10 protein-coding genes, 1 tRNA gene and 3 pseudogenes are annotated in these 17,307 nt (G+C 65.9%); 8 read left to right on the top strand and 6 right to left on the bottom strand.

Features of this window, described 5'->3' with window-relative positions; all coding sequences use genetic code 11:
- Positions 1-47 precede the first annotated feature (47 nt).
- Positions 48-785 (top strand): hypothetical protein, encoded by a 738-nt coding sequence (locus MAAFP003_RS19020; protein WP_096289371.1) that lies wholly within the window; start codon positions 48-50, stop codon positions 783-785.
- Here MAAFP003_RS19020 and MAAFP003_RS19025 read toward each other — a convergent pair.
- The 5 genes from MAAFP003_RS19025 to lipQ form a co-directional block, all read right to left on the bottom strand.
- Positions 754-2,808: a bifunctional copper resistance protein CopD/cytochrome c oxidase assembly protein gene (locus MAAFP003_RS19025; protein WP_096289373.1), complete on the bottom strand. Its 2,055-nt coding sequence runs from the start codon at positions 2,806-2,808 to the stop codon at positions 754-756. The two genes, MAAFP003_RS19020 and MAAFP003_RS19025, sit on opposite strands and share 32 nt — an antisense overlap.
- A 37-nt stretch (positions 2,809-2,845) precedes the next feature.
- A complete protein-coding gene (locus tag MAAFP003_RS19030) occupies positions 2,846-5,200 on the bottom strand; it encodes a glycerol-3-phosphate 1-O-acyltransferase (RefSeq protein WP_096289375.1) in 2,355 nt (784 codons plus the stop codon).
- Entirely contained in the window at positions 5,197-6,966 is a 1,770-nt protein-coding gene (locus tag MAAFP003_RS19035; RefSeq protein WP_096289377.1) for an HAD-IB family hydrolase/lysophospholipid acyltransferase family protein, read from the bottom strand. The genes MAAFP003_RS19030 and MAAFP003_RS19035 overlap by 4 nt, the downstream gene beginning before the upstream one ends.
- Positions 6,963-8,435 (bottom strand): WS/DGAT/MGAT family O-acyltransferase, encoded by a 1,473-nt coding sequence (locus tag MAAFP003_RS19040; RefSeq protein WP_096289379.1) that lies wholly within the window; start codon positions 8,433-8,435, stop codon positions 6,963-6,965. The genes MAAFP003_RS19035 and MAAFP003_RS19040 overlap by 4 nt, the downstream gene beginning before the upstream one ends.
- A 184-nt stretch (positions 8,436-8,619) precedes the next feature.
- Positions 8,620-9,867 (bottom strand): esterase LipQ, encoded by a 1,248-nt coding sequence (lipQ, locus tag MAAFP003_RS19045; protein ID WP_096289381.1) that lies wholly within the window; start codon positions 9,865-9,867, stop codon positions 8,620-8,622.
- A 186-nt stretch (positions 9,868-10,053) separates the two neighbouring features.
- Between lipQ and MAAFP003_RS19050 the strand changes: the two genes are divergently transcribed.
- A tRNA-Arg gene (locus tag MAAFP003_RS19050) sits at positions 10,054-10,127 on the top strand.
- 114 nt (positions 10,128-10,241) lie between these two features.
- Positions 10,242-10,934 (top strand): annotated as a pseudogene (locus MAAFP003_RS19055) (helix-turn-helix domain-containing protein); the annotation flags it as partial.
- Positions 10,935-10,982: 48 nt separating this feature from the next.
- On the opposite strand, the gene MAAFP003_RS19060 reads toward MAAFP003_RS19055, so the two are convergent.
- The gene (locus MAAFP003_RS19060; RefSeq protein WP_096291275.1) at positions 10,983-12,212 is read right to left on the bottom strand and encodes an IS256 family transposase; all 1,230 of its coding nucleotides are present in this window, start codon (positions 12,210-12,212) and stop codon (positions 10,983-10,985) included.
- Positions 12,213-12,325: 113 nt separating this feature from the next.
- Here MAAFP003_RS19060 and MAAFP003_RS19065 point away from each other — a divergent pair.
- The 5 genes and pseudogenes from MAAFP003_RS19065 to MAAFP003_RS19085 all read left to right on the top strand — a co-directional run.
- Positions 12,326-12,829: pseudogene (locus MAAFP003_RS19065) on the top strand (integrase core domain-containing protein); the annotation flags it as partial.
- 226 nt (positions 12,830-13,055) lie between these two features.
- Positions 13,056-13,343, top strand: coding sequence for a hypothetical protein (locus MAAFP003_RS19070; protein ID WP_096289383.1), 288 nt, complete (start codon positions 13,056-13,058; stop codon positions 13,341-13,343).
- Positions 13,344-13,689: 346 nt separating this feature from the next.
- A pseudogene (locus tag MAAFP003_RS29700) lies at positions 13,690-14,262 on the top strand (PPE family protein); the annotation flags it as partial.
- A gap of 1,519 nt (positions 14,263-15,781) precedes the next feature.
- Positions 15,782-16,414: a hypothetical protein gene (locus MAAFP003_RS19080; RefSeq protein WP_133160873.1), complete on the top strand. Its 633-nt coding sequence runs from the start codon at positions 15,782-15,784 to the stop codon at positions 16,412-16,414.
- 57 nt (positions 16,415-16,471) lie between these two features.
- The gene (locus tag MAAFP003_RS19085) at positions 16,472-17,179 is read left to right on the top strand and encodes a cutinase family protein (RefSeq protein WP_096289389.1); all 708 of its coding nucleotides are present in this window, start codon (positions 16,472-16,474) and stop codon (positions 17,177-17,179) included.
- The last annotated feature ends 128 nt before the right edge of the window (positions 17,180-17,307 follow it).

The following is a 17,307-nucleotide window of genomic DNA, read 5'->3' on the forward strand; positions in this document are numbered from 1 at the left end:
CGTGGCGGGATTACTCTCCGGCGGCGCGTCGAACTTATGGTGGACGAGTGGTTACGGTCGGTGCGTTGGAGATCGTCGATGATCTCCGTGCTGCGCAATGGATGATCGAAAGGCCGCATGGCTTTGGGGAGAACGTCGGGTCGCTGGTTCCGGCCGTTTTCGACGCCTACGCCCGCGTGTTCCACCCCGCCGCCATCGGCGGGGTGACGGTGAGCTGGGCCGACGTCGCCCGCGCCAACCACAAGTTGGCGCACCCGCAGATGCAATTCAATCGGCTGATCGGTTGCGCATCGCGGTACACCCCCGGGTACCGCGCCCGACAATCCGCCGTCGTAGACGAAGCACCTTCGGTAGGGACACTTCCAGCCGATGTCGCCGCTTCGCTCATCCGCACCCTCGCGAGACATACCGCGGCCGTGGACCATTGCTGGTTTGCGGTATGGGATGGCTGGGGCGGCATCGACCTCGCATTTGACGACCTGCCGACATTTCAGCTGCCTGGTCGCGCCTACTACCTGGCTCGCGGACCACTCACCGCTGCCGCCCAGTCGGTGCAATCGCCGTCCCTTGGCCACCAGTCCGCCAACCTGTGGTGGCCCGAAGACCAAGCCTGGTGCGTGGCCACGGAAATCGACCTCGACAGCACCTACCTCGGGGCCTCGGAGGCGTGCATCGAGCAGCTGCTGGCGGACTCGGAACTTGAAGTGGCGCGCCTGGACCGGACCGCGCGCGTCGCCGCCGACAGCGACACCCTCAACCCGGCTTCCGAACCTCCCCCGGCATAGTCGATCCGGGCCCCTGAGATGCCGGCTTGGGCCCCCTCGCGAGTTCGGCCAGCATGGCGTTGTAGGCGGTCAGATCGGCGTCGTCGTCGCGGTCGGCCGCCCGGTCCAGACGCCGCGCGGTGCGCGCATCGCTGCGGGCCCACTGCATCAGCAACGCCAGCATCACGATCACAAGCGGCACTTCGCCTGCCGCCCAAGCGATTCCGCCGCCCAAGCGCTGATCGCCCAGCAGGTCGGTATGCCAACTCAAGCCCAGGGATCTGTAGTAGGCCTCCCCCAGCACGGTTGGGGTGCCCATCAGTTCCACACCGAAGAACGCGTGCATGGGCAGCGACGCGAACACCACGCCGACCTTGGCCAAATGCGGGATCGGCCGCGGCGTCGGGTCGACGCCGATGACCACCCAATAGAAGAGGTAGCCGCTGACCAGGAAGTGCACGTTCATCGCCAAATGCCCCGCGTGACTGGCCACCGCGTCGTCGAAGATAGACGTGAAATAGAGGCCATAAAAGCCCGCGACGAACAACACCGTGGCCACGATCGGATTGGTCAGGATGCGCGACACCCGGCTGTGCAGGGCGGCCAGCAACCATTCGCGCATTCCCGGCGGGTCGTTGCGACCGGCGGCGGGCAGCGCCCGCAGCGCAAGGCTGACCGGCGCGCCCAGCACCAGCAGGATCGGCGTCAGCATCGACAGCCCCATGTGCGCGACCATGTGCATGCTGAACATCGCCGGCATGTAGCGGCCGACCCCGGACGAGGTCACGAACAGCAGGGTCAGACAGCCCAGCAGCCAGGCCACGACCCGACCGGCGGGCCATTGGTCGCCTCGCCGGCGCAGCCTCAACACCCCGGCAACATACAGCGCGGCCAAAATGATTGCCGCCGTGCCGAAGACAAGATCGAAGCGCCAGTCCAGCAGGATTCGCACCACCGTCGGCGGGCCGTCGAAGTCGTAACCAATTTCGGCCTCGGGGATTGACGGCAACCGGATCGGCGGTGGCGGCGGCGGGGTGCGGCCCAGCCCGACGGCGATGCCGAACGTCACGCCGAACAGGACCACCTCGACGAGCGCGAGCCGGATCAGGGCGCTGCGCGAACTGGGAGCACGTTGCAGCGCAACGACTCCGACGCGACGCTGACGCCACCCCAGCACACCCAGCCCACACAGCGCGACGAACTTGGCCAGCACCAGCCGCCCGTAGGTGGTGGTCAGCAGATCCGACGGCAACACTCGCACCAGGGCGTTCATCACGCCGCTGAGCGCCATCGCAACCCAGCACCACAACGCGAGCATCGAGAACCGCCGGGCCGCGAGGGCCAGGTGATCGCCGCCGCGCAGCGCATGCGCGAGCAGAGCCATCAGCCCGCCGGCCCACAGGCTGGCGCCGACAAGGTGGATCAGCAGGCTGTTGGTGGCCAGGTCATGTGAGCCGCCGGCCGACGAGTGACCGGTCAGCCCCAGCGGGATCAACGTGAGCAGCGAACCGGCGAGCAGCAGCGGCGTCCACGACCAGCGCAGCACCGCCAGGCTGGCCAGTGTGACGCCGGCGGCCAGGAACGCCGTCCACCGCCACGAGGAGGCGGTATTGACCAGGCTGGCCAGCGACCAGAGCCGCACCGGATCGAGCATCTCGGCCAACCGGTGACCGGATACGTCGGAAATGGTGAGCGGGATCAGCAGTGCGGCACACACCGCCCACACACCCGACGCGACCGTCCCGAGCCGCAGCGCGCGGTAGCCTCCGGCGTCGAGCACGCCGGACTTCTGCGGTGGCACCAGAAACGCCGCGAACAGGAACGACCCCACGGCCAGCACCGCGGCGATCTCGCCCGCCGCCCGGACGAACGGCAGGCCCAGCGTGGTCGCCGGGCCCGGATTGGGCAATCCCGTGGCGGTCAGCGCGTCGGCCAGCGACAACGCTCCGATGCCGGCGGCCGTGCAGCCGGCCAGCACCGCGACGCCGGTAAGCAGTGGCCACACCAGCTCCCTGGCCTTGGCTGCGGACTGGCCAATCGTCATACACCCAGGGTATGGGCGGGCATCGGCAAAGCCCGCGCTACCCGGCCGGGCGAGCGGTGCGCTCCTCGCGTGCCTGGAATTCGCGGGCCACGAACTGGTTGCGGGCGATGTGCTCGACGTAGCCGAAATCCCGCAGGATCGCCCGCAGTTCCCGCCGGAAGGCGACCCGGCGTTCGGTGAGATCCGGGGCGGGCGCGATCAGATCCTGGTCGGCGACGACCTGACGCGCGGTGGCAAAGAGCAGCGTGGACACCGACTCACTGCTGCGCACCCGGGTCTGCGCGACGTACTGCTGGCCGACCCCGAGTGCGGACTCGGTGAGTTCTTTTTGGCCGACGTCGGCGGGCGCATCGCGCAAGACGTCGGCGACGATCTCGTAGGCCTCGAAGAACACCCGCAGCATCGCGTCGGACATCAACGGCCGCTTGGCGAACAGCAGCGCATCGATCGCGGCGCCGCCGGCCGCGACGTGAGACTCCCAATCGTCATGCCATGCCATCTCTTCGGCGATGTTGTCACGGAAGGCCGTCGAATCGGCGAAGTAGAAGTCGAATTTCAGCAGATCGCGCAGCCGCATGGCTTGCGACCAGAAGGCTTGCATGCGGTCGCCTTCGGTGTGCCGGGCGTGCGCCAGGGCGAGTTCGACGATCGAGGTCTCCAGGAAGGCGTGGATGACCGAGTTCCGGTAGAACGCCGCGGCGTGCTCCTTGTCGGGGGTGATCAGCCACACTGGTTCGCGGCCGCTGTCGACGCGAGTGATCGGGTGTCCGTTGGACAGTGCGTCGACCGCCGCGCGCACCCCGTCGCGGGTGCGCAGCCGCAACGCACTGTTCGACACCGGGGTGTTCTTGCGGTCCAGGTAATCCAACGAGTCCTGCAAGGTGTGGTGGAGTTGGTCGAGCGTCAGCGCGGCACCGCGGGTGGTGAGCAGCAACGCGCACACCAAACCCGTCGCCGTTACCGGGGTCGCGCGCAGGATCCGCCACGCGACTTCGAACGACATCTTCTGCAGCGCAAGCCGTTTGGCGTCGTCGTCTTGACCCAGCGGGCCGTGCGGCGGGCCGAGGTACTGGCGCATCGAGACGGCCTCGGGGAAGCGGACGTAGATCTTGCCGTAGTTGCGTTCGCCCTGGGCCTTGATGAAGTTGTACAGCCAGAGCACGCCCTCGGGTGTCTTCTCGCCGCCCCGCGCGTAGGCCGCGTATTCGGCGGTCTCGTGCAGCTGGTCGAAGCCGATCGAAACCGGTTGCAGCAGAATGTCTTCGCTGCGGCCATCCAGATACGCGTTGGCCACATAGGACATCAGGCCGAGCTTGGGAGGCAGCATCTTGCCGGTGCGCGAGCGAGTGCCCTCGATGGACCAGCTCAGGTTGAAGCGCTTCTCGACGATGTAGCCGACGTACTCGCGTAGCACGTATTTGTAGAGCGGGTTATCGGCGATGTCGCGGCGGATGAAGATGACGCCGGAGCGGCGCAGCAGCGGACCCATCAATCCGAACGACAGGTTGATGCCGGCGAACACGTGCACCGGCGGCAACCGGTTCTCCTGCATCGCGACCGGCACCACCGCGCCGTCGATGTAAGACCGGTGCGAAAACAGTAGCACCGCCGGATGTAGTTCGAGCCCGGTGCGCATCGCGGCGACCTGAAACGCGTCGTAGTCGATTTCGGGTTCGAATCCGCGGCAAATCGCCCTGGCCAGAACGGAAACCAGGTCCACCGACACCCGGCTCCATCCGGTGGCCAGCTCGTCGAGCATCTTGCCTGCTTCCTCGACCGTGGCACCCGGAATCTTTTTCAGTCCCGCACGAAACCGCGTGGACGCCAAGATCTCCGGCTTCATCAACCGCGGAGACTTGTACTGCGGGCCCAGGATGCGGTATTCGGCCCGCTCCAACGCCAAAAGGGCTCGGCGCGTTACGAATTGGGCGAAGTTCCGTTCATCCCCGCCGACAGTGGTATCGCGCCACTGCTCGCGGAGCTCGGACATCTTGGCCGCTTCGCCGGTTACCACCCGGGCACGGTGGCGATCCTTGTGCAGGATCTGGCGCTGCCGACGTTGGTTGGGGTGGTACGGATCCCAGCCGGGAAGCAGCCCGGCCAGCTTCGCGGCCCTGCCGCGGTCGGGAGCCGGCAGCCAAAACACCCGTACCGGCACGATCGAGCGGTCTTCGCCGGACTCCAGCTGGTCGACAAGCAGATTCAACGCTGTCGGTGGCGCGCCGCCGGGAGGAAGCTTGAGCACGTCGAACTTCACATCCGGATTCCGGGCTCGCTGCTGCCCCAGCCATTCCATCACCAGCTGCGTCTCGATGCCGGACTCCATGGACGCCAACACCAGCGAATCTTGCGCGGTCAGGACTGCGCTGGTGTCTGCGGCCGGTTGTGTCACGTGCGCCCTCTGGGCCGAGACGTAGACTCGGCACCGCCGGGCTGGTCCGCACCGGGCTGCGTTGCCTCACCGTCTTTGAGAGCGACCTTTGATTCGTTCGGATTCGGCTGCGCCGGTTGCGAATTGGCTGCGGGCTTTGCAGCTTTGGCCGCAGACTTCCGGGGTGCGGTCTTCTTCGCAGGCGCTTTCTTCGCCGGGGCTTTGGTTGCCTTCGTCGCGGTGGCCTTCGGCTTGGCCGCTGCCTTTTTGGCCGCCTTCTTCTCGGCGAACAACTCGGCGTCCGGCACTTCGTCTTCAGGCCAGTTGGCCAAGGTGTCCAGATAAAGCTGACGCACCTCGGCGATGTGCTCAGGCAGCGTCTCAACTGTCCAGTCCGCCACCGAGATCGGCGGGAACACCGCGACATCGACCGTGCCCGGGTTGATCGTGGTGGAGTTGCGGGCGGCGACGATCTCCGCGTTGCGAATCACGATGGGCACGATCGGAATTCCCGCTGCCATCGCGATGCGAAACGGCCCCTTCTTGAACGGCCCGACCTCGGTGGTGTCGATTCGGGTACCTTCCGGGGCGATCAGGATCGACAGGCCCTTCTTGGCGCGCTCCTCAACTTCGGCCATCGTCTCCATCGCGGCGATGGGGTCATCGCGGTCGATGAACACACCATCGGTGAGCTTGCCAAGGGTGCCCACCAGCGGGTCCTTCTGCAGCTCCTTCTTGGCGACGGCGACCCAGTTGTCGCGCACCAGCGCACCGGCGATGACGGGGTCAACCTGGTTGCGGTGGTTGAAGATAAACACCGCGGGACGCTGTGCGGTCAAATTCTCTTTGCCGATGACGTTCAGACTGACGCCGCTGGCTCCCAACAACGTCTGGGGGAACATCGAGGTGAAGAAGTTCACCCCACGCCGCCGGCTCAGCGTCGCCAGCCCGACACCCAGTGCGCCGGCCGCGACCGGGAACATCGAGCTGATGCCCGCCAGCGTGCGCACTTGTGGCCGGATGCCCACGCTGCCCCGGCTGTTGAATTCCAGGACCGGCCAACCCCGGCGCTTGGCGACGGCGGCCATTTTTCCCTCGGGGTTGGTGGGCCGTGGGTTGCCGACCAGGTACATCAACGCGACATCCTCATCGCCGTCGGCGTAGAAGTAGCTGTCTTTCAGGTCGATGTCGTGCTCGGCCGCAAACCGTTGTACCGCATCGGCTTTGCCCGGCCCCCACAATATCGGCTCGACGACCTCGCCGGTCAGCATCCCGTCGTCGTTGACCGCGAACTTGTTGGTGAGTGTGTTGGCGATCCCGAGGAAACGGGCTACCGGATTGACCTGGATGGTCAGCGCCGACGAGCTGAGCACCACGGTGTGACCGCGAGCAACGTGGGCACGCACCAGCTCGCGCATCTCCGGGTAGATGCGCGACTCGATCCGTTGAGCGAAGAGCCGCTCGCCGATCTCGTCCAGATCGGTCAGCATCCGGCCGCGCAGCGCTTCGGATGCCTTACTGATCAGATCTTCGAACTCGAGACGCCCGAGCCGGTGGTTCAGGCCGGCCTGGACCATGCTGAGCAGCTCGCCGACGCCCATGTCTCGCCGGCGCAAGCGTTCCTGGGTGAGGATGACCGCGGTAAACCCGGCGACCAGCGTTCCGTCCATGTCGAAGAATGCACCGACTTTGGGGCCGGGGGCGCTGGCACGGATTTCGGCGACCGAGCCTGGCAACCGTAAATCCTTTGGCGGCGTTGGTATCCCGCGATCTTTGGCGGCGCTCATGAGCCCGACACCGATTGCGCCATCGCACCGGGTTGCGCAGAAAACGACGCCGGCACCGCGTGCGGCGCCGGATCACCGGCCAGCGCGAGAATCTCGTTGAACCCCTCCAACAGGCATTGAGCGAACAAGGCTTCCTTTCGTACCGATGCTCTGTCGTAGCGCACCGTGATGGTGCACCATCCGCCACGCGAAATTAGCACCACCATCATCGCCACGCCGGGAAGTGGTCCGATACCGTACTGCCGCAACACCTTTGCGCCGGCGATGTAGGTGTCGCCCGGGTAAACGGGGACATTGCTGGCTTGCACGTCGGCGCCGACCACCGAGCCGGTGATCCCCTCCAGCACCGCCGTAGGGAGCACGCTGAGCACCGGCGCCATCGAGCCGATGATGTTCATCGCGGGTTCGTCTCGCCGCTGCGTCATCTGGGCGCGGATCTTGCGCATCCGGGAGACCGGGTCGCCGGCACCCACCGGCGCCGACAGGTTGACGCCGGTGAACCGATTGCCACCAGCGGTGTCAGCGTCGGCTCGCAGGCTGACCGGGACCGCCATCGGCAGCGAGCCGATCGGGACGCCGAGTGCTTGGTGGTAGCGCTGCAAGGCGCCGCACAGCCCGGCCAGATAGGCGTCGTTGATCGATCCCCCGCCGGCTTTCGCGGCCTTATGCAAATCGGCGAGCGGGATGTCGATCGCTTCGGAACGGGTGGCCAGACTGCGCCGGCGCAGCAGCGGCGAGGGCTCGGCGGCCCGGTTGACCACCCGGATGCCGGAAATGGCGTAGTTCACGATCCCCGACACCGTCGATACCGGTTCCATGAGCACGCGCCCGGCTGCCGACACCGCTCCGGAGACCGCGCCCACCACACCACCGATCAAAGCGAACGGCAAGTGGGTGAAGCCCTCTCGCATCAGATCGTTGGGCGAGAGATCTTGCGGGACCGGCAGCGGCGGCGTCGGCCGGGCCGGAGGATCACGCTCGAGGTCATAGATCTCGGCGAACATCTCGACGCCGCCGACGCCGTCGGTGACGGCGTGGCTGACGTGCAACAACGTTGCGGCCTTGCCGTCGGGCAGGCCCTCGACCAGCGTCGCGGTCCACAGTGGCCGCGAGATGTCCAGCGGCGACTGCAGGATCAGCTCGGCGAGATCGAATACCTCGCGCAGCGTGCCGGGTTCGGACACGCGCACCCGCCGCACGTGGAAGTCCAGGTTGAAGTCGGGGTCCACCACCCAGCGCGGATTGGCCGTCGGCAGCGTCGGCACCACGACTTTCTGCCGCAGCCGCAACACCTTTCGCGACGCGTTCTCGAATCGGGTGCGGAACCGCTCCCAGTCCGGCGTGCTGTCGAGGAGTTCCAGCGCCATGATGCCCGACCTGGTCCGTGGGTTCGCTTCGCCTCGATGCAGCAAGTAGTCGACCGGCCCGAGCTCGTCGGACAATCCGATGCCCCCCTCGGGCTCAGTCATGATCGCCGCATCGACGCGCCAACCTTGTCACCGCCGTCAAGCCTCCTGCCTCAGCTCCGCCAACCGGATAGCTCCACCAACGCTAGTCGCGTTGACCCGCTGGTGAAAGGCACGATTCAGTGGCCGCGGCAGGCGCGGCGAACCGTCGGATGAAACGTTGTGGCAGGCAGTTGATCTGCGCGACTCAACTGGCCGACGTCGCCGACAGTGACCACGAATCGAGCAGCGCGGTGGCCCGGCGCCCGTAGATGATGCCCAAGAAGTCCGCCACGGCCTGGGCGGCCAGCCGCGAGCGGGCCGTGGACAAGATGTCGAATGCGTGGTGAGCGTTGGCCAGCTCGGCGTACGCCACGAGCGGGGCTCCGGCGTCGCGCATCGCGGCGCAGAACGTGCGCGCCTGCGTGCAGGGAACCAGTTCGTCCCGCTCGCCGTGCAGCACGAAGAATGGGGGCGCTTCGTCGTGCACGTAGTTGATCGGCGACGCCGCGGCGAAGCGCTCAGGGGTTTCGGCGTATCGAGCGCGCATGACGAACTGCTCGAGGAACGGCAGCATCAGTTCGTGCATGACCTCGGCGTTGGTGAAGTCGTAGACGCCGTAGTAGGGCACCGCCGCCTGGACCGTGGTGTCGGCGTGTTCGAACCCGGGCTGAAACCGTGGGTCGTTGGGCGTCAGCGCGGCCAACGAGGCCAGATGGCCACCGGCTGAGCCGCCGGTGATCGCGATGAAGCTAGGGTCGCCGCCGTAGTCGGCGATGTTCTCGCGGACCCACGCGATCGCCCGCTTCACGTCGATCAGGTGCGCCGGAAACGTCGAACGCGGGCTCTTGCTGTAGTCGATCGACACGCAGATCCAGCCGAGTTCGACCATCCGGCTCATCAGGGTGTAGGCCTGGCCGCGTTTGCCGTTGACCGCCCACGCCCCACCGGGAACCTGGATCAGCACCGGCGCGCGACGGCCCGGCGCCAGGTCGTGACGGCGCCAGATGTCCAATAGGTTGTCCCGACCGCCCGGGCCATACGAAATGTCCGATGTCTGAGCGGCATAGCGCGCGTGCGGCCCCGGCCGGTGCAACAGGCCGCCGCGGGGGACGCACTCGGAGGCTTCGAAGGCCGGGTGGCTCACCAGATCGGCGTAATCCGGCCCGAACGACTCGGTGAGGCTGGCGGTGAGCGTTTGCTCGGCCCGCTGGCCGGCCCAGGAGGCCCCCACCCGTCCGATGGAGGGGGCCGAGATCCGCGACAACGCATGCCCGGTAACCACGTGCGGGGGAAATTCCGTCGACAACCAACCGGCGAACCAGCCCAGGGCGAACGGTGATCCGCGCAGCAGCAGACCCGCGGCCCGAGTGGCCCCTCTGGCATCTGCTACCAGGCGGAACGCCTGGGATCCCGCCCTCGCGTACCGCGCAGTCATACTCATGGCCACGCCCATTGAACTGGTCTCCTCGACCCTTGTGCACACGCCTCGTTGCGGTTAACAGCTGTTTACCAGCTGGTGTTGTACGTGTGTCGAGGTTCTATACGATAACTGATTTCGTTAGCGGTGCAAGGCTTTTCGCGCGTGTCGCGTCGGCGAGTCGGGGTGTTGTCGTTTGTTGGATAGACTGACCTGCGCATTGCCTCCGTAGCTCAGGTGGATAGAGCAAGGGCCTTCTAATCCCTAGGTCGCACGTTCGAGTCGTGCCGGGGGCGCTCAGGTCGATGTATGACCTCGGCTGATGCTTGACGTTTCGATTCCGGGTGATGCCTGACAGTGTTTCGGTTGATCCTTTACAGCGGTTTCGGCTGATCCTTGACACTCCCTAGATGAGGGAGTTGAGCGTGGCCGAGCAACGGTATGCGGCCGTGTTGGCGGTGATCAGTGATGGGTTGTCGATTTCGCAGGTCGCCGAGAAAGTGGGAGTGTCGCGCCAAACGCTGCACTCGTGGTTAGCCCGCTATGAGGCCGAGGGCCTCGATGGGTTGGCGGATCGGTCGCATCGGCCGGTGAGTTGTCCGCATCAGATGCCCGCGGCCGTGGAGGCCGCGGTGCTGGAGTTGCGGCGGTCGCGTCCGTATTGGGGGCCGCGGCGGTTGGTGTTCGAGCTCGCCAAGCGCCAGGTGTCTCCGGTGCCGTCGTCGTCGGCGGTGTATCGGGCGTTGCTGCGGGCTGGCTTGATTGACCCGACCGCCCGGGATCGGCGTTCGCGCAAGTGGAAACGCTGGGAGCGGGGGGCGCCGATGGAGTTGTGGCAGATGGACATCGTCGGCGGGTTTCCGCTGGCCGACGGCACCTCGGCGAAGGCGTTGACGGGTATTGATGATCATTCCCGGATGTGCGTGTGCGCTAAGTTGATGGCGCGTGAGCGCACCCGTGCGGTCTGTGACGGCTTGCGGGCGGCACTAGCGACCTACGGGGCGCCCGAGCAGATCTTGACCGATAACGGCAAGGTGTTCACTGGCCGGTTCTTTCATCCGCCGGTGGAGGTGCTCTTCGATGCGATCTGCCGCGAAAACGGGGCGTGTCAAGATAACTGTGTAAGTTGTTGTAGCCGTTTATCTTTGGGGTCATAGGGGGAGTCGGTCGGGGAATTGGATGGCGAAGGTGTTCAGGGCTTCGGTCCAGCGGTAGGTTCCTGGTCCGTGGGATCCTCGTTTCTGGTTGATGTTGCGGATGGCCAGGTAGAGCAGTTTTAGGGCGGCGGCGTCCGAGGGGAACGAGCCGCGGGCCTTGGTGACCTTGCGGAGTTGATAGTTGAGCGACTCGACGGCGTTGGTGGTGTAGATAATCTTGCGGATCTCGACGGGGAACGCTAGAAACGGCACGAATTCGGCCCAGGCGCGATCCCATACGGCTACCGCACCGGGCGATTTGGTTTTCCATTGGGCGCGAAAGTCCTCGAGGGCGAGTTTGGCGGCCTCTTCGGTGGGCGCGGTGTAGATCGGACGCATCGCGGCGGCCATCTTGCGGCGCTCGGTGTAGGAGGCATAGCGCATCGAGGAGCGCAGCAGGTGCACCACGCAGGTCTGGATCACCGCGGCTGGCCACACCGCCGCGATCGATTCGGGTAGCCCGCTCAACCCGTCGCAGCACACGAACAGCGCGTCGCGACACCCGCGGTTGCGCAGCTCGGTGAGCACCCCGTGCCAGAACTTCGCGCCTTCGCTCTGCTGGATCCAGATCCCCAGGACCTGCTTGATGCCGTCGATATCGACGCCGATGACCACGTGGGCGGCCTTGTTGGCCACCACCCCGGAGTCGCGGATTTTGAGGCGGATGGCGTCGATATACAGGATCGGATAGACCGGATCGACCGGTCGGGACTGCCAGGCGGCGATCTCCTCGGTCACGACGTCGGTGACTCGCGAGATGGTGGCTGCTGACACGGTGGCGCCGTAGACCTCGGCCAGATGCTCGGTGATATCGCGCGTGGACATTCCCCGCGCGTACAGCGACAAGATCATGTCCTCGACCTGGCCCAAGCGGCGTTTACGCTTGGGCACGATCACCGGGCTAAAGGTGCCGTTGCGGTCCCGGGGCACTTCGAGCTCGACCGGCCCGGCCGTGGTCAACACGGTCTTGCGGCCACGCCCGTTGCGGGAGTTACCCGAGCCATAACCGGCCGGATCGCCGTGCTCATAGCCCAGGTGATCGGCGATCTCGACATCCAAAGCGCGTTCGAGCACCGCCTTGGTCATCTGCGCCAACAGTCCGTCAGGACCATCGATCGGCGTGCCCGAGGCCTCGGCATCGGCCAACAAAGCATCCACCGCCGCCGCCGGCAACAGCTCGGCCAGCTTGGCAGCCGCATCGTCCCTGGGCGAGTCAGATTGAGACAACTGAGAACTCCTGTCTGGTGGTCACCCACCATTCAGGCCCAACCACTTACACAGTCAATGAGACACGCCCCGAAAACGGGGTCGAGCATTTGCTCACCCAGCCCCGTTCGCCGACAACGACGGGCAAGATCGAGCGGTTCCACCGCAGTCTGCGTGCGGAATTCCTAGGCAGCGCAGCACCTTTTGCGACTTTGAAGGCCGCCCAGCAAGCCCTCGATGAGTGGGTGGATGACTACAACACCGCCCGACCACACCAATCGCTGAACATGGACACCCCCGCCCAGCGGTTCGCCCGCCCCGCCGCCGTGGCCCGGGCCAGCGCGCCGGCGCCACCGGGGGTCGACCGTAGCGGCGATGCCTGGGTCAGTCGCCGGGTGACCACCAACGGGGTGGTCTGCGTGGCCTGGCAGCAGGTCAGCATCGGGCGCTACTACGCCGGTGCGCGCTGCGATGTCCACGTCGACGGCCAGCTGCTGCGGTTTTGGATCGGGGATCAAATAGTCAAAACCACCGCCCGCCGCAGCACCGGCGAGGTACGAATCAAACGGGCCATGCGCACCAGCACAGGACCCTAAAACACAACACGAGTGTCAAGGATCAACCGAAACAGAAACGTCACCCATCAACCGACTCTGAACAGGGGCGCTCAGGTCGACATTTTGCCGCCGATCCGCACCCGTCCGCCGGGCCCGCGGCGACGAATAACTTCTCGGCGCCGGTTCGGGGGGCGCACCTATTCCGCGACCGCACCACCAGCGTCTGCCGGTTCACGCGGTCACGAAGTCGACAAGGACTTGGTCAGTGACTTTTGACGCTTTCGCCTACGAGTTCCAACTCCTCGGCGACATCTACGTGCTGCATGAAATCGGTTCCAAACGGATTCACCTGATCGGATCCCCTCAGGAAATAGCGCAGGCCCTGAGCCTCCCGCCGCACCGAGGTGCCGTACGCAGCAGACTTCTCGAGGTGTTCGACACCGCCGACCAGCTGAGGGGTGCCGCGACCCACCTGGAGAAGCAAGCGCCGCTGCCGGACGGACCGGCCATCGCCAAGATGTTTCGGAGGGTCGCGGATAGCCTGGTCGCCTGACCGTCGATGGTTTGCTGCCAGCCAATGCTCGGACGCGCGCAGCGGTCGTTGAGAACCGGGTATTCGGGCAAAAAATCTGAGTGCTGGACCGCAATGTGCAGGTGGGCGATGCTTGGCCTGCACTCGCGGGCGCGGCGGGCCTGAAGCCAGGAGGACGGCAAAGGCACATGGCCACGAAAGAGCCAGCAACCGCGTCGTTTTCACGCGCCGGCGGCACGGTTCGCGACCGACCTTAAGCGTTAACAATTCTGTTACTCGCGGTTTCTCTGAGCCGCTATAAATTGCAAGATTCCCGAGTACGCTCCTGCTGACAAATCAGCGCGCTTAACCCCTCAAAGCGAATGACATGCCGGATTTTGCTCTTTTGCCGCCGGAGATAAACTCCGGCCTGATGTACACGGGCCCCGGTTCGGGGCCGCTGCTCGCTGCCGCCGCGAGCTGGGACGTGGTGGCCGGGCAATTGGAGTCGACTGCCGGCGGCTGGTCTTCGGCGGTCTCGGGTCTGACCCTGACCTGGTTTGGCCCGTCGTCGATGCGGATGGCCGCGGCAGCCGCCCCTTACCTGGCGTGGCTACACGCCACTGCCGCCCAGGCCGCGCAAACCTCGGCGCGGGCGTATGCGGCGGTGGCTTCCTACGAAGCCGCGTACGCGATGACGGTGCCCCCGCCGGTGATCGCGGCCAACCGTACGCTGCTGATGGCGTTGATCGCGACCAACTTTTTCGGGCAGAACACCCCGGCGATCGCGGCCTGCGAAGCCCAGTACATGGCGATGTGGGCTCAGGACGCCGCCGCGATGTACGGCTACGCCGCAGCCGCCGAATCCGCCGGCACGCTGCAACCGTTCGACGAGCCGCCACAGACCACTAAGTCCGACCGTCAGCTCGACCAGGCTCGCGCGCAGGCCCAACGCGGCGGCCGGGGCGGGAACTGGTGGAATCACTGCGGCGACGGCACCCACGAGACCAGCCCGACCACCATCGGGCCCGGCGCCGCCAATACCGCCGGCTCCGAGGGCGCGACGGTCGTCGTCAACGAGGGCACCGTCACGATCGGCCCGGGCTCGCCCTTCACCGCCACCCAAGGTTCGGTCACCGCCGGCGCCGACGGCGCCGTTCTCACCTACCCCGAGTTCAAGCCGATCATCCTCGGGCCCTTCGAATCTGCGTCCTTCCCCCGCTTCATCGGCACCAACATCACCGTCTCCTCCGGCTCCGTCACCGTCGGCCCCGGTTCCACTGTCACCCTCGGCCCCAGCGGTTCGCTGACCGGTGGCCTTCAGGGCGCCACAGTTACCGTCACCTCTGGCACCATCACCCCGGTCGCGCCGGTGACACCGGCAACCACCGCGACGCCGGCCGCGGCGGCCCCGGCGGCGACCACAACATCAACGGCCCCGGCGACATCGACGTCGGCGACGACGTCCTCATCGACGGCTGGGACAACGTCGTCATCGGGGACGACGTCGGGGACGACGTCCGGGACGACGGCGGCGCCCGCGGAGCAGGTCCCGGGGGTCCAGCCGCAGTCAGTGCCGGCCGCTCAGCCACAGGCGGTGCTGCAGGCGGCACCGGCGTTGGCGCCGCCACAGGCCGTACCGGGGATAACTGGGCCGCTCGTAGTTCCCGGGGGTGCGGGCGGCGGCGTGGTGCCGGCGATGCCGGCGGCCCCCCTGGGGGATCCGATGCAATTCGTGACGGACGTGCACCAGCCTGCGGGGGCTGCGCCGGACCTGGCCCTCGGGGACCAGGTGGGCTGGCAGCCGTTCGTGCACACCGATCGGGTTGCGCTGACTTCGGGTGCGACGCTATTGGGCGCCGGGGGCGGCGGCGGCCTCACCGCATTCGTCAACACCAAACCCACATTTTATCGCGGCGAAACTGTCGTAACCAAAATTCAGCATGAAGCTTTGGTGCGCGATGCGTCGCTTCGATTCGCGAAAAGCTTGGATATGGTACAGGCCGGGATTAGTTCGTTGTCGACGTTGAATTTATCCGCCGGCCTTGACGAATTAGTGTCGTCAAATGACGCTGTCAGAAACCTCTTCGGGCAGGTACAAGCCGGCGCGGCCGCGCCAACCGCCGATCAGGCGCTCAAACTCCTCGCGGGCGCAGCGGAATCGACTACCACACTTGACCAAATCGCAACCGCCACCTTCAGCGCGGCGCTGGGCGCGGCACCTCAAATGGCTGATCTGAACAGCCTGATGACCGAAATGAAGTTCATAATGCCTCGCGATGTTTTGCTAAAAGCTCAATACGCCGCGATCGCAACGCTTTTTGCGGCCCATGTTTCCGAAGCCGATACACCGACCAGCAACTGGAGCCAGGTCTCGAGTGCAGCCGTCGCGGACTTTATCGACGCGGTACGAAGCGATTTCGGTTTGGACCCAATGGCGTCGAGCTAAAATTCTCAAGGGATAGGATTCGCATATGCACATGGATCAAGCTGTACTCACTTCGCTTGCGACGTTGCTTGGCGCCGGCGTTGGCGGCTTTACGACGTTCATGTCATCCAAAGCCGCGTTTCACCGAGGCGAAACCCTGGAGACCAAGCGGCAGCACGACTCTTTGATGCGCGATGTGTCGGTTCGCTTCGTGAAAACTTTGGACATCGTGCAGGGCGAGGTTAGTTCGTCGAAGTTCAAGGGATTATCTGCGGAATTCGATGAGCTGGTGTCGTCCAATCAAGAGGTCAAGCACCTCGTCGAGCAGGGAACCGGCGGCGCGGCCACGGCCACAGCGTCTCCCGCCCTCGAGCTGCTCTCGCACGCAACGGAACCGACTCCCTCCATCGCTGAGCAAATTGCGGCCCCCACGTTCCGCGCGGCACTCGTCGCGACGCCTTCAATGGTTGACTTGAACAGCGTTATGGCGGAAATGAAGTTGATAATGCCCAACGACATTCTGCAAAAAGCCCAATACGCCGCGATCCTCACGCTTTTTGCGGCCCTTATCTCCGAGGTCGGCGCACCGTCGAATAACTGGAACCAGGCCTCGAGCGCGGCCGTCAGTGACTTTGTCGAGGCCGTACGAACCGATTTCGGTCTCGACCCGATCGCGTTGACCTAAGACGCCCGCAGGGAGTCGACCAGCCGCTCGATTACCGCGCCCCGAAGCGCGTCCGCGATGTGTCAGCATGGGAACGTGAACGCACGCCGGTTCGCTTACGCGCTGGGTGCCGCAATGGTGACGACCTGGGCCGCGCTGAACGCACCCCAGGTGATCGCCCCCGCATCCGCCGTCACCTGCCCCGACATCGAAGTGACCTTCGCACGCGCCACCAACGAGGCACCCGGTGTCGGCGTGGTCGGCCAGCAGTTCATCGATGCACTGCGCCCGCAGGTCGGCGGCCGGTCCCTCCGGGTGTATGCCGTCAACTACCTCGCCGGCGAGGATTTCGCTCCGTCGGCATCCGCCGGCGGCAGCGATGTACACGCTCACGTTCAGTCGATGGTCGCGACCTGTCCCGGCACCAAGCTCGTGCTCGGCGGATATTCCCTGGGTGCCATGGCGATCGACGAGGCCACCATCGCCCGCGCACCGATTGCCGGCTTGATCCCCGACATCCTGACGGCCGACCAGGCCGACCACGTTGCGGCGCTCGCCTTGTTCGGCAATCCCTCGGACCGGTACCTCGGAGCGCCGGTCAGCGAGGTCAGCCCCTGGTACGGCGCGAAGGCCGTTGACCTGTGCGCTGCCGGCGACCCGGTGTGCACGCCGGGCGGGGCGCTGGCGCTACCGACACACGACGAACTGTTCTCGCCAGCGCACCTGTCGTACGCGCAGTCCGGAATGCCCAGTCAGGCCGCGACTTTCGTGGCACACCAGCTCTGACACCGCGCCTTTCCCTTCGCGTCGCCGATGAGGCACAATCGCGCTGGTGACGACTCCGCGAGGACCCTCGGGCGGCGAACCGCCGGAACGGGCTCGTCCGCCCATACCGGGCGGACCCGCCAATCGAC

Origin of the sequence: Mycobacterium ahvazicum (assembly GCF_900176255.2) — a bacterium.
Lineage (GTDB): Bacteria > Actinomycetota > Actinomycetes > Mycobacteriales > Mycobacteriaceae > Mycobacterium > Mycobacterium ahvazicum.